Source organism: Aquimarina sp. I32.4 (assembly GCF_002924285.1).
Taxonomy (GTDB): domain Bacteria; phylum Bacteroidota; class Bacteroidia; order Flavobacteriales; family Flavobacteriaceae; genus Aquimarina.
On record NZ_PGUB01000049.1, the window covers coordinates 1 to 14973 of the forward strand.

Genomic DNA, 14973 nt, shown 5'->3' on the forward strand with positions numbered 1-14973 from the left:
ACAGACAAAGACGACAGGTACTTATATAAGGTGACCAGCAATTGTTTTCTGGCTAAAGACGACATCTACTATCACCCAAGTGATAAGTACCCTTGTCTTTGATTTGATATATCGCATGTATGCACTTTGTTTTATATCATAGTATTACTTATGGGTCTGTTTTTACCCTACTGTAGGTAAATTCTTTTTATTCATAATAATTGCTATTTTATATAATTGGTTGGGCTTACTTATTTGTAGTGATACCAACTGATTATTCTATTTTTTTGAGCTCTATTTCTAAAAAGGTTATCAAGTCATTACTAGTTTTTATTTTACTCTTTTGATTGATGATTGCCATTTTTATCATGTCTTTGAGAATTAATTTATCGGGTGCTTTTTTTCTTCTATTTCTTATATTAATGATCGTATTATAGTGTACTTTGTATTTATCAGCTATATGTTGTGCTTGCAATGTGGTCAAGGATTTTTTTAATAATCCTGATAAAAATGCACTTATAGGTTGATGATCGTTTATTGCCATGTCTACTAGATTGTTTTTTTGCCTACAAAGTGATACTCGCTTTTATAGATATGACCAATAAGAAACAAAGCATAAATTGTTGATACTGTTTTCATATATTTGTTCTTGTTTTTCTATAACACGATAAATATAGTCCGTTTTTGGACATTTACAAAATATTAATGTTACTTTTTTCACTAAAAAAGGAAAATAAGTAACTTTTCATCTCGAATTAAAGCCTATTATGAGTCTAAACATCAAAAAAGAAAGAGAAATAAGGAACATGACTCAAGAGGAGTTTGCTGAGTTTTTAGGTGTAAATAGGAAAACTATTATTAACTATGAATCTGGTGGAAATATCCCAGAAACTAAAATAAAAATGTTTACACGATTACTAAGTAAAAATAATCCTGTAAGTAAAACTTTTGATGAAAATGATTCTTCTGAAATTGATTTAAATAAAGATTTGAGTATTTTCTACAATTCCAAAGGTGAAAGGGTATCTGATAAAGTAATATGTGAATATGTAGTTCGAAATCTTGAAAGGCTGAAAGAAGGAGATGTTGGTTTTAAAAAGTCAATTGATATAGAAGCCTTAAAGTTATTAATGAAAGCTAGAAAATCTGATGGAACAATAGATATTGACAAAATTGGAAGCTAATGCATACAAAATGATATTAGTTAATAAGTCAAATGGATATATAGATAGTTTTTTTGATCAAAAGTAAGTGAATCAAATAAATCCGAAATATTAACATTAGAAGAACTTAATTTCTTTTTGATTATACCTATTTCTTCGTCTTTCTCTTTAACCAATTCATCATAATCTTTTTCATAAATCTTAAGAAATTCTTCTGGAAATAAGTCAGATTTTTTAAGTCTTTCTATTTTTTTATACTTTCTACTCATTCCCTACAGCTTTATCTGTTAGCTTCATTCTCTTTTTCTTAAACAGAATAGTCTTTTCAGGGTCGGGATTGATTATTCCTTCCTCTTCTGCTTCTTTATATAAAAAATGAAAAAAACTATGAATTGTATGTTTAAGCTGTTCTAATCTTTTAGAGTTTATCTTTTTTATTAAATAAAATAAAATGCTTATACAAAATAAGGTAACAAAAACAGCTACAGTAAAACCTAATGCATAAACATGAAGTAATACATCATCAAGTCCAAGTTTTTTTGCATTAAAAACCCAATAAAGCTGTATAAAGTAAAAATAGATTGGTGCTGTATATGAAATCTTATATGGTTTCAATATACCACCGCAACAGAGTAAAAGAGGTGAAAGTGTTTGAGTAATTACCCAAATAAATGTTTTTGTGCTTTTAAAACCATATGATTCAGTAAGACCGAAAGTAGTAACCTTATCCGAAAACAATATTAATCCAGATAAGATTACTAATGATGATGCAAATACTTTTAATCTAGAGGATTGATTATTAATTACTGTATGATTGACCTCCTGGTCTATCAACTTCGCCTGGATCAACTTCATAAATTTCAAATTGATCAATTTCAATTTCTGTTTCATCATTTACCGTTTGTGTTTCACAGCTACTTGCTATAAAAAATAAAAGCAACATGCTGAATAAAATAATAAGGTTCTTCATTTGTCAGTGTATTTTATGGTTTGTTACCCTAAAATACCACTAAATAAGGGATTACACCTCTTGCCAAAAAAGTTTGGTGTTATTATAATCAGAATGATTTGGGGGGGTACTATATCTTAAAAATTTAAACTATAGTAGAATCAGACTAATTTGATTTTTTTTATGTGCTAAAAAGCAATCAAATATAGTAAAGAAGGCACGGTATATAAATACGGCTTTACCGTAAAACGCTGATTTTGTGCGACAAAAACAATATCATGTTGTTGATATCTAGTTTTTTATAAAGCCAAAAAAAATGAAAAAAATTTAGCTACTCGCTACATCTGGTAGTAATACTATCACAGAGTTAAGCTGGCTTTATGCTTGGTGACATACTCTAATGATGAATCCTGCATACTTTAATGAACAGTCTCTCACCCAGAGGGTTCGAAGGGTCACACAGAGGGTTCGAACCACCTATATAGGTGGTTCGAAGTGATAATTTATCGACTCAAAGGGTCACTATATCAGCTCGAAGTGATAATTTATCAGCTCAAAGGGTCACTATATCAACTCGAAGCGATAATTTATCAGCTCAAAGGGTCACTATATCGGCTCGAAGCGATAATTTATCAGCTCGAACCACCTCGGCAACCCCTTACCCCCCTTATCAACAAGGGGGTACCCCCTTGTTGTGAGGGGGTTGGGTGATTTTATGGTTTTTTAATTGAATACTAAATGTAGATGTAATTAGTGTATAGTCTCTGTATAGAGGGGTATAGTGCTTTTTCTTTTAAAATTAGGGGTTTGTGTGATGGTTGGAAAAAAGAAAAACTACCAAGACTACAAATCCAGTTGGAAGATAAGGAGATAGAAACCATAGCGGTAGTGGTAGTTGATCAGAAATCCTTACACCGACGCTGTAGACTTTGTAAAAAAGGGACTTTAATTACCTTAGCAACCTTTGATAGCCGTGGGCCTCCAAAAGATTACAAAACAACAATGCGTAAAACACTCAAAAACAAACAATAAGGATATGACACTATGCTCATACAGGATACTACTGCCTAAATGCTACTAATGAAACCAAAAACAGCGGATTACAGATTGTTAAAAACAAAAATAGTTGCTAAATACATACTTTTAGCGAAGTGAGTAGGTTGTTGTATACTCATTACTCTACTTTTTTCTTTTAATAGAAAACTCAAAAAAAAACGTTTTCCCCCTTATCACCAAATCCCAGATCAGTCAACAGATCATATAGCGCTAGCCTATCGGCACGCCATATGCTTAGTTATTGTGTTTTCGTTTTTTTATTCCCAGATTAAAAAGAATGTCAATATACCAATAGATAATACTAATCCTGTTGTTAGTATTCTAGGAATCCATTTTGTTCTTTTTTTATTTTCCTTTTTTAAAGTTAACCAAATCAATAAACTTATTAGTCCAAATGGATAAGCAATAATCAATGCCACCCAATAAATCCAAGCCATTCCAGTCAAAGCAACTATGGAATTTATTAGCAAAATCCAATTTGGTCTAAGTCTTTTATTCTTTTCAAATAATTCTCTTTGATAGAATATTGTATTCTATTCAGTACTTTATTTAATTTTTCTTCATTCATTTTTTATATGTTTTATAACTTCAAAATTAGACGAAACATATATCAGATTAAAAAGTATTATTTTTTGCTAGTTTGATTTGTTTAAAGGCATTTTAAGAGGTTTTCAATCATCAGTTTCGGATTCCTTTATCATCTTATGGTTTTTCATATTGAGGAAATTTCTATATTCTGTGTTGTTCCTTTATCCTGGTTCCCTACCTGTTTGAGAGAACAGAAAACACGGTAATCAATACATAAAAAAAGAGCACTCAATGAGCACTCTTTTTACTAGGTTATTAGTATATAAATTATCCTAATGCTTGTGCTAAATCTGCTACCAGATCTTCTGCATCCTCAACCCCAATACTTAACCGTATTAAGGAATCAAGTATTCCTAATTCTTCTCTTTCGCATTTAGGAATAGCAATATGTGTCATCGTGGCTGGGTGTTCTGCCAAACTCTCTATACCGCCTAGAGATTCTGCTAGTGTAAAAAGTTTTAATCTTTCTACAATCTTGATTGCGGCATCATCACATGTGCTCCCTTTGGTTACAAAAGAAATCATGCCGCCAAAACCATTCATCTGCTCTACTGCTATATGATGATTAGGGTGATCCTCAAAACCTGGCCAATATACTTTCTCTACTTTTGGGTGATTTCTTAGAAAATTGGCTATTATCTCTCCGTTTTCGCAATGGCGTTGCATACGGATATGTAGGGTTTTTATACCTCGTAATACCAAAAAACTATCTTGTGGCCCACATACCGCTCCTGTTGCATTTTGTATGTAGTATAATTGTTTTGCCAGCTCTTCATCTTTTACGATCAATGCGCCTACGACTACATCACTATGGCCGCCTAAGTATTTGGTGGCACTATGCATTACAATATCTGCTCCCAGATCTAGAGGTCTTTGTAGGTATGGGGTTGCAAAAGTATTATCTACCGCCAATAAGGCATTGTATTTCTTGACTATCTTTGATACGGCTTTGATATCAATGATGTTCAACATAGGGTTGGTTGGTGATTCAATCCAAACTAACTTTGTATTCTTATTAAAGTGTTTTTCTATTTCATTGGCATTTTCCATACAGATGAAGTGAAATTTTATTCCATACACTTCAAAAATCTTGGTAAATGTTCTTAAAGTACCACTATATATATCATTGGTTGCTATGACCTCATCTCCTGGTCGTAGTATTTTCATTACTGCATCTATCGCGGCTAATCCAGATCCAAAGGCTAATCCAAATTTTCCGTTTTCAATACTGGCAAAAGAGTCTTCTAGCGCTTTACGGGTAGGGTTAAGAGTTCTACTATAATCATATCCTTTGTTCTTACCAGGTGACATCTGTGCAAAGGTTGATGTCTGGTATATCGGTGTCATAACTGCTCCGTATGCAGGGTCATATTGTTGGCCTCCATGTATTGTTTTGGTATTAAATTTCATGAGTGTATCTAATTATTAATTCTTTTATGTGTAATAAAAGATGGTTTATTATTTTTTTGTGTGATTCTATTTTTATTGGTATAGATATCGTATATGTGGTATCTATACTCTTTTTTGGTTTCATATCAGGAAATATGTTCTTACTCAAAAAGTTCTAATATCTACTGATATTACTTTTAAAAAAATACGAAGTTCCCCTCTCATACAAAGGGTGTTCTGTTTTTGAGATGAATTCCTATTAAATGATATTGGTTTCTAGTTTTAAGGATTTTAATCGTTTGAATTCTATCAATACCAATATCATGGTATAAGTGACAATAATAGTATCAATCAATGCGGTTCCCCAGTATATGGATGATGTTCCATAGATAGAAGGTAGAATAAGCATCAAGGGCACATAAAAAATTAACTGCCTCACCAAACCAATAATTGCTGCGGGTTTTCCTTTATTGATAGCAGAAAAGAAGGTCATGCCGTTAAAAACAATTGGTAAAACGGGAAGTATCGAGATAAACATTCTAAAATTCCATATGCTATCACTACTCAAACTACCTGCGTCTAACATGGTAGCAAGAATAAATTGTGGGGCTATCATCATGCATCCCCATAGTGGTAGGATAATTAAGGTTCCTGTGATTGAAAAAATCCAAAAACTCTGAATAACTCTATTGTACTTTTTCCCTCCGTAATTTATACCTACTACGGGTTGTAGTGCTCTCATTAATCCATAGATTGGTGTCAAAATAAAGCTTAAAACCCTGAATGCTACTCCATAAAAGGCTACTTCAAACACCGATCCATGATTGGCTATTGCATTAAATATTACTACTGCTTGCACAATGGTCATAAACATCATTATCAATGAGGGAAGCCCCATAGATATAATAGATTTGATAATCTCTTTATCCCAATAAAAGGTATTGGGTAAGGATAAAAACGAGGTTTTTTTGCTATTAAAATATAGATACCCTAGTATTGAATATACCAACATTCCAATATTAGAGGCCCACGAGGCTCCTGCTACCCCACAGTCCAGTACCACTATCAGTACATAGTTGAATATGATATTTACAATCAATCCAATCCCCATCACCAGCGCTGCTTTTTTCATCTTACCTTCTGCCCGAACAACCATATTAGAAGCGAGCCCATAAATCCAAAAAAATGCTCCAAATACACTGATTCTAAAATAGGTTACTCCTAATTCTAGTGGTTCTCCTGATCCTCCCATCATCTTTACCAAAGGTTCTGCAAAAATTAAAGCTAAAATCATATAGATTACCGTACATAGAATATTCAGTGAATTAAAATTCCCTAAAAGACGTTGTTGTTTTTCTATATCATTGGCTCCCAAAGCGATGCTTAATAAAGATCCTGCTCCTGTTCCTATCAATGACCCTATTCCTAATACAAAAGATGCCAAAGGGTAGGCTATAGATACTCCTGCTAATGCATTTTCTCCTATAAAAGCACCTACAAAAACAGCATCTAATAATGTATTGAAACCATATAAGACCATTGCTATAATGGCTGGCCAAGAGAGTTTCCACATGACGGGCCACATATTTGATGTGAGAATGAATTGTTTCTGTGCCTGATCATTCATTATTCTTAAAATTTAATTTGACTATTCATAATTCTTTCTGTTACTGACTTATACAATTAATACATACCTTTTTTATAAAATTTGTAAAAAGGACATATACTAATTCTATGCTTCATTCATGACTTTTTGATCTTGAAGAAGTGGTGCTGTAATAAGCTCTATTAGATATTCTAGGTGTGGTCGTTCTATACATGTAAAATGATCTCCTTGAATATCCATTACGGTAAATTCTCCTAGGCAGGCTTCTCGCCAGTATTCGATTGTTTTTTGTGCGGTTCCTGGTAAAAATTCTGATTGCCCTGTAGCGTTTAAGAATCGTATATCACCGATATACGGGAGTGGTGTGATATAGGATGCTATATAACTCTGTCTGTACATTTTATACAATCCTTCTGCCATCTCTACCTCCATCACATCTCCTGTCTCTTTATAAACAGCATCTACATATGCATTGAAACGGGTTCTAAGGTCATAGGTTGATAACTTCTGAAATAATGTACTTACTGCTTCTAGCCCCTTATCTCCTGATACTTTTTTTGGTGCTCCTTCTGGGATAACTCCGTTATTTTTTTCAATAATTTGCATAAAGGCTCTTGCCATATCCATATAATCAACGGCTCCGAAACCTGCTTGTTCTAAGGAAACTCCTAGATTAGGAACGAATAATGATTCTATGACTAAATCATCTTTTACATCAATATTAACTGGGTGACTGTCTACCAAAACCAAGTCTACAACCTCTATATCTCTTTCTATTAAGCGCCTAGCAACTTCTACTGCTATTTGACCTCCCATACAATATCCTATCAATTGCATTTTCTTATGTCCCGTTTCTATCAATCGTTCTGCGTAGTCTTCTGCGATCAATTCTATCAATTCTGATGCTTCGAGGTTACAATACACTTCTGTATCCTTGACAGTAATCGCCATGATAGGCCCTAAATCTTGTTTCATAAGCTCATCTAGTAACTGTAGCAGATAGTTCATGGTTCCTACTCCTGCATGAAAAACTACTCTAAGAGGACCGTTTTTACTTTCTCCATAAGGTGTTAGTACTCCATTACTGTTTGAAGAGGTTATTCCGTTTTCAGGATTAGATGCTGTTGCTTCTTGATCTAAGTTTTTAGATTTTTCTCGTATAAACTCTGACAATGCTACTATTGTAGGAAAGTTAAGCATCTGTCTTAAAATCGCATCATAGGGTATGTGAACTGGTGTTTCTTCTTTGGTTAAACTATCTCTAAGCTTTCCTGCTACTTGTGCCATTATCAAAGAGTCTGCTCCCAGGTCATAAAAGTTTTGTGATCTTCCTATTCCTGCAATATTGAGCGCTGTTGCTAATTGCTCTGATAGTTGTGTCTCGAGCTCATCCATCACCGAGTCTGAGCTACCAAATTGTGCGCCTCCCATTACAACCTGGGGCCTCCATTTTGCAATTGTTTTGCGATCAACTTTACCATTTCTTGTGATTGGTAATGCGTCTACAATTTGCAAATGACTAGGAATCATATATTCTGGTACAAGTTTCATTAGAAAACCAGATAACTCTGATGTACTTACATAAGATTGATTTTGTTTGAATTGAGTTATATATAATTGATTTTCTACTATTTCTAGCTTTGTTTCTGTATGTATGGTAGAACGTATATTTTCTGTGCTGTTATGTAGCAACCAACCACTAGGACGACATACTTCTTTTATAGCGATTATCTCCTCTTCTTTTTCTAGCTTCTTTGTGGTTATAACAACATCAAATCCATTAGGTTCCAGCCCTTGAGTTCTGTAATCAATCGTACTATCAAAAACACCAAAACATATATTCTCGTATTCTTTATAACTTGAGGATAATTCGCTTATGATTGCTTTATCTGTATGTGTGTATACATACTCTATTGACTTATCTTGTAGTTGTTCTATGATTGTATCTACTTGTTCTTTTCCTGTATCTCCTAATTGTAAAACTCTGAGAGGTTGTTTGCCTGTATGCTTTTCATGTATTGTATTAAGGGTTACGCCTATGTATGCGTCAACTTCAAGCGCTTTGCTATTCTTGATATCTACTTCTATATCTTTCAAGATTTTTTGAGCTTTCTCTTGATCTTGTTCTAGAGCGACTTTATCTTTCTGATTTAGTTCTATAACTCCTAATAAGGCTTTTTCTTCTACAGAGCCATCAACCACTACTCCTACTGCATTGACAAGAGAATGTTTTAATAGGGCTGATTCTATTTCTCCTAATTCTATTCTATGTCCTCTGATTTTTACCTGATTGTCTTCTCTACCCAAGAATTCTATTTCTCCTCCTGGAGTATAGCGCCCTAAATCTCCTGTACGATACAATCGTTGTCCATCTAATGGGTGCTTAAAGAATGATTTTTCTGTTAATTCAACTTCGTTTAGATATCCATCGGCTAATCCGTCTCCTGTGATATATAATTCTCCAATCGTCCAAACGGGGCAATCTCTATACTCACTATCCAATACTCTAAATCCTTGATTTGCCAAAGGCCTACCATAAGGAATGCTACTCCAATCTGGCTCTAATCCCTTGTATACGTGATGAATTGACCAAATAGATGCTTCTGTTGCTCCACCAAGACTAATTAATTGTACTTGTGGCAATTGCTTTGCCAAAATATCTGGCAGAGTAAGAGGAATCCAATCTCCTGAGAGTAATGCTAGTCTAAAGGCTGGTATTTTGATAGTGGTTTCTGTAGCCAAATAGGTATTCAACATTTGCATGAGTGCTGGCACTGTATTCCAGATCGTAATCTCATGCTTTTGTAGTAATTCTACCCAATGAGATGGGTCTGTTTGTCGTTCTTGATCTGGGTATACGATTGCTCCTCCTACAGAGAGTAATCCAAAAATATCAAATACCGATAAATCAAATCCTAATTGTGCCAGTGCCAATACTCTGTCTTTATCATTTACAGAAAAACGCTTGTTGATATCTATAATGGTATTTACCGCCGCAATATGATTAATCACAACTCCTTTTGGTTGCCCTGTAGATCCCGAAGTATAAATTACATATGCTGGTAAATTTGGGTCTGCATCTGTTTTTAAGGTGATCTCTGTTTTTGGTGTTACTTGATCTACTACAATTACTTGAATATGATCTGGCCAATGGGTTGTATTATTGGTATCGGTAATCACAAAGCGAATATCTGCATGTTTGAGCATTGTATGTATTCTCTCTTCTGGTTGAAATACATCTATGGGTACATAAACTCCTGCACTTGATAGGGTAGCTAATACAGCGATAACTTGATTGGCTCCTTTATGCATTGAGATAGCTACTTTATCTTGTGGTTTGCACCCTAATTTGTCTAATGCATCTGCTACTGCACTGGCTTTTTGTCCTATTTTTTTGTAGGTGGTTTGTCCTTCTGTATCAACAACAGCAATAGCATCGGGTGTCGTACTTATCTGCTCTATTATTTGTTTATGAAGTACATGAGTGGGTAATGGTGCATCTGTTGCGTTGATAAGATGTCTTTCCTTTTGTTGCCAATCTGGTAAACCGACTACACTATCATTCTGCCACGTTGTATCATCTATTACCAAATTCTGCAATAGTAATTCAAAAGCTTTAAACATATCATCTGCCATCTGATCAGGAAAAACATCTTCTCTGATATCCCAATTGATATGTAATCCATCTTGCGTATCCATCGCCTGACAATCAATAAAAACTTGTGGAGTCTGACTAATTCCAAACTCTCCTAGTTTTCCTTTTTTCTTATTTGCTTCGCTAGAATTGGTTAATCCAATCGCACTGGTAAATACAAAGGGCATAAGGGCACTATCTCTACCGTATTGCCTCGTAATTTCTCTCATTACTTCTACGCCAGAAAACAGGCGGTGATCCAGATCATCAAACAGTTGATTGTTTAAGGTTTTTGCTCTATCAATAAATGATTGTTTATCAGACCAGTTTACTTCTAGTAAGCTTACAGAGGTAAAATCACCTACTATAGAATTTACTTCTTCATGTAGTGGTAGCCTGTTTAATACCGTAAGGTTTAAACAGAACTTGTTATTGCGACTCCATCGTTCTATCACTGCCGCATAGGCTGTCATAACAATGGTTGTTGGTGTTAATCCTAATTGCTGACTTTGCTCTTTTATGCGACTCCATATAGTAGTGTCCAGTTTTATAAAACGACGTGTAAATCGTCCTTTTCCTGAGGGTTTATGTGATCTTGACAGCGGTAGGTCTGGTGCTCCCGGTAGGCTATGAATCCTATCCATCCAGTACTGCTTGTCTTTTACATAGGCAGTTGTTTCTCTCATTCCTCTTTCTGCAATCAAATAATCTCTAAAACTAAGAGTGAGTTCTGGTAATGGGGTTTCTATAGATTCATAAAGAGCTTCGAATTCTGATAATAATAACCAGATACTTGCCCAATCTGCAATCAAAAATTCCATAGAAAAATGAAGAATCGAATTTTCTGGGGTTTGAGTCACTCCTATGCCAAACAATGGCCATTTGCTGGTATCATAAACACGATGCCCCATATCTTCACGAATTTCACTCAATACTGTAGCTGCTTCTTTTTCTTCTTTGATGCTCACATCATTGAATGCTACTACCAATTCTGGAGTATTTTCCATCACACACTGATACCCATTATTATCTATTGTAGACCTCAGCATCTCATGTCTTGAGATAAGCTTATTCCAAACCTCTTGTACTCGTTTATGTACCAGCTTATCGTATTGTAATTCTAAATAAATATGACATGCTACCCCACCATAATCAAATACCTCATTACGCCCTAACAAATACGCTGACTGTACGTCTGTCAACGGAAAAGGGGCAAATCGATCATCTGGGTTTGCGACTACCGCTACTGATTTACTTTCTACTTTTAGTTGTTTTATAATAGCTAGTTTATGCTTTTTCAGTTCTTCAAGATCGGCTGGTTTAAGAACTCCTTGGGGTGCTTTGTATCGTAATTTTCCGTTTTCTTCCCAAAGTTTGATTCCGTCTTTTCTAAGTCTTACTAATAAATCTATATAGGTGGTGGTATCTGCTAACATATCTTTAAATTCTAAATTTTATTTTTGTTGGTTATTACGATGCTGTAAATGTTGCGCCATGTAAATAATCAGGATTCAAATCTAATTTCAGTCCAGATAACCCTACATCAAAAACTCTTGTTTGTGAGCTTGGTATTGCTTTTATGTATTTATCTTCTTTTATAAATTCCTGAAATTGATCTATATATGCTGAATCCATATCTAGTTTTACCCATGCTATTTTGGTTGCCCCATTTGCATGTTTTATTCCTTCTGGTTTCTGCGGTGTTTCATATCCCGAGAAAACAAAAGGAAAACCTTCTGGGTTAGGGCAAAAGACTTTGTATTTGACCTTTTCTCCTCCTGGGTTTATTCTTTTGTTACGAATAATCCGAGAGGCGGAAATACCAGATTTATTCATTTCATTTTTTATGGTTTTGATATCCAATGGATATTCTGGTACGTTTTTGTCTGTATTTTCTATATACTCTTGAGGTTCTAGAGCCAGATCACACCATCCTTCTGTCGTTTTTGCCCATTGTTGCCATCGTTGCCCAGCTGAACGCCCATAAAATAGATGTAATGGGTATTTTAAAAATTCGAATTTTTTGGGTAACTGAAAAAACTCTATGTATGGCCCTTCATCAAACCATAAAAATGCATTGTGTGCCTTTTCTGGAGTACTCCCCCATACTGGCGAAAACCCTAAGGCTTTATAGTCTTCTACAACTTGTTGTATATTATCTACTTTATATACTATATGACTGCATTTCAACATATCTTATTTTTTTACAATGAATAATTTTTGCTCAAAAGGTGTCAATGGGTTTTCTTCTTCTGGCAACACCACTACTTCTTGAGCCCCTGCTTTATTGAATGCATTACTCCATTGAGAGGGTGTAAAAAAGGTGGTCTTATCTTCTTTTCGTTCATCTTCTGGAGTAGTCATCATAAAGGCTTGTGAAATGAGTATTTCTAAAAATTCTCTGGTTGGCTCTGTTATCAATAACCAGCCTCCTTCTGTCAAAGAACTCATCATTTGGGTAATGACCCTGTCTGTATTTTCTGCATTATTAAGAACTCCTGCGGCAATAATAATATCAAAACCTTCTGCTAGTATTTGTTGTGATACAAAGTCTTGATCTATATCCAAAACCTGAAAATCTATCCACGAATAGTCTTTGAGTAGTTGTCTTGCATTATTCAAGAAAAAGCTTGAAAGGTCTGTAAACAGATATTCTACTTCTATATTTTTTATGATTGTTTCTTGTAGTTTTGGAGCTACAGATACTGTGGTTGCACCAGTTCCTGCCCCTATCTCTAATATTTTTATTTTTCTTAGAGAGGGGGTATTTGATAGCTTGTATTTTGCTATTCTATGCACTGCTTCTGATACTGATTGATTGAGATATTTGGCAGTAATAGTATCTCTATATAATGAATTAGCGATGTCTAAACGACCTTCTGGAAATAGTAATAATGCGGCTTGTTGGGTATCACTCATTAATTCTGGTAACTGCTCTGCATTTGCTACCAAATACTCCATGGTTATTGGATCTCCTAATTTATGATCCCAAGCGTCTTTGACAAATCCCCAACTTTGATTAAAAACATCGGTAGTGATTACTTCATCTCCGTTTGCAAAACCTGTGTCTAGCTTCTCGAGATATCCTCTCTTTGCCAAGATATCCAGCCAATAAGCTATCAACCCTTTATGTTTTGGGGAAATATTGGCTACCGATACAATATCTGATAATGTATATTCTTCGTTTTTATGGGTCAACACTCCTTGTTTTTGTAATGAGAATAACATAGAATGCAGTACTGCTTTGTCTAAGGTGTCTACAAAATCTTTGATTTGTTCTGTGGTTACGTTTTTTATAATAGTGTCTGATACTTCTGTGCAGGAGTAAATATCTTTTTCACTATATACCTTTGGTTCTCCTATTTCTTGCAGTAACTCTTGGGTTGCTGGTGTTTGTCGAGCAACTTTTTGTAATATTTCGACAGGTAAGGGCTGATGATTTATCCCAGATGACAAAGAAGGGTAGCCTAAGGCATTGGTAAGGTCTTGCCATTGTCTAGAAACTAATAATTCATTTTGTGATCTGGCTTGAAACCCTTTGTTTGTTTCTATACTTTCTTTTATAGACAGTAAATCCTGTCCTATTGCATAGGGCCATTGTTTGGATAGTATTTCTTTATAATTTGCTGGAGAATACTCGCCCAACACTTGTGTACTGTTTTCTAAAAGGTACTTGGCTCCTGATCCTGATAGGGCGTTCATACTACTTACATTTTCGGGAAAATGTAATCTTGGATGCCATACTACAGGGCCGTGTGTATCACTCAAAGAAAGGCTTCCCCCTTCTACTCCAATTGTTATTTTGTGTAATAGATGAAGGTGATTATCTGGGTCATCTGGGTTTACCTCATTGTGAGCTCTAAGGATTATAGGTGTTTTACCTATACTTCCTGTTAATACTGTAAATGGTCCTTCTGTCTTGGTTACCTGATCAATTTTCCATGGTCTGGTGTTTGGTAATGCTTCTGATAATATGTGCATTAACGGGTAGGAAACTTGTGACGCATATGCTACTTCTATATAGGATGCTTTTTGTTCTTTTAATACTGCTTTTGAACAATTTATAAAGCGTCTTACTTCTGGTAAATGCACATATAAATCTCCTGTTTGAAATCGTACATTATTTTTTTGTGCAGCTCGCAGACATATTGCCAAATCTTTATAATGTACAGGGTGTTCCTGTAGTACATGAATTCCTTTTTCTAAAAACTGAAGAGATAGTTCTGTTCCATTACCTCCCATTACTCCTGACCTGAGAACAACACAGGCTAGATCTACATCTTCTGGCAATTGATCTATAGATGTAAATAAGGGAATCTCATATTGTGCAGCACATTTTATAGAGCGCTCGCTTCCTTGAGACAGTAATCCGACTATCTCAAACTGATTTTCTAATTTTTTTAAAGATTCAAGGTAAAATTGTCCGAATGTAGAACCACAGACTACAGTTTTTAATCTTTTAGGTTTCATCTATATTTTATTTATTTTAAGAGGTCAGATTGTGTTTTCTAATAATTTTATTGATAGTATATCAACCGATACATTTATACATTGAAACTATCGTAATGAGGTGCTTTTTTCTTTGTTTACATAAACAAAAAATTATCTT

12 protein-coding genes are annotated in these 14973 nt (G+C 34.6%); 2 read left to right on the top strand and 10 right to left on the bottom strand.

Annotated elements, in window-relative coordinates:
• Window positions 1-253: 253 nt before the first annotated feature.
• Window positions 254-523, bottom strand: a complete 270-nt coding sequence (locus tag CVD18_RS12240; RefSeq protein ID WP_103865734.1) for a hypothetical protein — start codon at window positions 521-523, stop codon at window positions 254-256.
• A gap of 223 nt (window positions 524-746) precedes the next feature.
• On the opposite strand from CVD18_RS12240, the gene CVD18_RS12245 reads away from it, so the two are divergent.
• Window positions 747-1163 carry a helix-turn-helix transcriptional regulator gene (locus CVD18_RS12245; RefSeq protein WP_103865735.1) on the top strand — a complete coding sequence of 139 codons (417 nt, stop codon included), beginning with the start codon at window positions 747-749 and terminating at the stop codon, window positions 1161-1163.
• A gap of 20 nt (window positions 1164-1183) precedes the next feature.
• On the opposite strand, the gene CVD18_RS12250 is transcribed toward CVD18_RS12245, so the two are convergent.
• From CVD18_RS12250 to CVD18_RS22610, 3 genes are read right to left on the bottom strand one after another with little or no spacing between them, the layout of a single operon-like run.
• The gene (locus CVD18_RS12250) at window positions 1184-1411 is read right to left on the bottom strand and encodes a hypothetical protein (protein WP_103865736.1); all 228 of its coding nucleotides are present in this window, start codon (window positions 1409-1411) and stop codon (window positions 1184-1186) included.
• Window positions 1404-1997, bottom strand: coding sequence for a hypothetical protein (locus CVD18_RS12255; RefSeq protein ID WP_146052768.1), 594 nt, complete (start codon window positions 1995-1997; stop codon window positions 1404-1406). The genes CVD18_RS12250 and CVD18_RS12255 overlap by 8 nt, the downstream gene beginning before the upstream one ends.
• Window positions 1942-2112 (bottom strand): hypothetical protein, encoded by a 171-nt coding sequence (locus CVD18_RS22610; protein WP_158250448.1) that lies wholly within the window; start codon window positions 2110-2112, stop codon window positions 1942-1944. The genes CVD18_RS12255 and CVD18_RS22610 overlap by 56 nt, the downstream gene beginning before the upstream one ends.
• A 786-nt stretch (window positions 2113-2898) precedes the next feature.
• On the opposite strand from CVD18_RS22610, the gene CVD18_RS12260 reads away from it, so the two are divergent.
• Complete coding sequence (locus CVD18_RS12260) at window positions 2899-3123, top strand: hypothetical protein (protein ID WP_146052770.1); 225 nt, start codon at window positions 2899-2901, stop codon at window positions 3121-3123.
• A gap of 281 nt (window positions 3124-3404) precedes the next feature.
• On the opposite strand, the gene CVD18_RS12265 is transcribed toward CVD18_RS12260, so the two are convergent.
• From CVD18_RS12265 to CVD18_RS12290, 6 genes are all read right to left on the bottom strand, one after another.
• Window positions 3405-3617 (bottom strand): hypothetical protein, encoded by a 213-nt coding sequence (locus tag CVD18_RS12265; RefSeq protein ID WP_146052771.1) that lies wholly within the window; start codon window positions 3615-3617, stop codon window positions 3405-3407.
• Between the two features lie 385 nt (window positions 3618-4002).
• Window positions 4003-5145 carry a PLP-dependent aspartate aminotransferase family protein gene (locus CVD18_RS12270; protein WP_103865740.1) on the bottom strand — a complete coding sequence of 381 codons (1143 nt, stop codon included), beginning with the start codon at window positions 5143-5145 and terminating at the stop codon, window positions 4003-4005.
• A 238-nt stretch (window positions 5146-5383) separates the two neighbouring features.
• Window positions 5384-6751 carry an MATE family efflux transporter gene (locus tag CVD18_RS12275; protein ID WP_199185075.1) on the bottom strand — a complete coding sequence of 456 codons (1368 nt, stop codon included), beginning with the start codon at window positions 6749-6751 and terminating at the stop codon, window positions 5384-5386.
• A 105-nt stretch (window positions 6752-6856) separates the two neighbouring features.
• Window positions 6857-11800, bottom strand: coding sequence for a non-ribosomal peptide synthetase (locus CVD18_RS12280; RefSeq protein WP_103865742.1), 4944 nt, complete (start codon window positions 11798-11800; stop codon window positions 6857-6859).
• 34 nt (window positions 11801-11834) lie between these two features.
• Window positions 11835-12557: a VOC family protein gene (locus CVD18_RS12285; protein WP_103865743.1), complete on the bottom strand. Its 723-nt coding sequence runs from the start codon at window positions 12555-12557 to the stop codon at window positions 11835-11837.
• A gap of 3 nt (window positions 12558-12560) precedes the next feature.
• Window positions 12561-14834 (bottom strand): bifunctional Gfo/Idh/MocA family oxidoreductase/class I SAM-dependent methyltransferase, encoded by a 2274-nt coding sequence (locus tag CVD18_RS12290; protein WP_103865744.1) that lies wholly within the window; start codon window positions 14832-14834, stop codon window positions 12561-12563.
• Window positions 14835-14973 lie beyond the last annotated feature (139 nt).

What these genes read in the sequence shown, in the direction of transcription:
- CVD18_RS12240 (WP_103865734.1), bottom strand. Translation starts at nt 523, where the DNA reads ATGGCAATAAACGATCATCAACCTATAAGTGCATTTTTATCAGGATTA.
- CVD18_RS12245 (WP_103865735.1), top strand. Translation starts at nt 747, where the DNA reads ATGAGTCTAAACATCAAAAAAGAAAGAGAAATAAGGAACATGACTCAA.
- CVD18_RS12250 (WP_103865736.1), bottom strand. Translation starts at nt 1,411, where the DNA reads ATGAGTAGAAAGTATAAAAAAATAGAAAGACTTAAAAAATCTGACTTA.
- CVD18_RS12255 (WP_146052768.1), bottom strand. Translation starts at nt 1,997, where the DNA reads ATGAAGTTGATCCAGGCGAAGTTGATAGACCAGGAGGTCAATCATACA.
- CVD18_RS22610 (WP_158250448.1), bottom strand. Translation starts at nt 2,112, where the DNA reads ATGAAGAACCTTATTATTTTATTCAGCATGTTGCTTTTATTTTTTATA.
- CVD18_RS12270 (WP_103865740.1), bottom strand. Translation starts at nt 5,145, where the DNA reads ATGAAATTTAATACCAAAACAATACATGGAGGCCAACAATATGACCCT.
- CVD18_RS12275 (WP_199185075.1), bottom strand. Translation starts at nt 6,751, where the DNA reads ATGAATGATCAGGCACAGAAACAATTCATTCTCACATCAAATATGTGG.
- CVD18_RS12280 (WP_103865742.1), bottom strand. Translation starts at nt 11,800, where the DNA reads ATGTTAGCAGATACCACCACCTATATAGATTTATTAGTAAGACTTAGA.
- CVD18_RS12285 (WP_103865743.1), bottom strand. Translation starts at nt 12,557, where the DNA reads ATGTTGAAATGCAGTCATATAGTATATAAAGTAGATAATATACAACAA.
- CVD18_RS12290 (WP_103865744.1), bottom strand. Translation starts at nt 14,834, where the DNA reads ATGAAACCTAAAAGATTAAAAACTGTAGTCTGTGGTTCTACATTCGGA.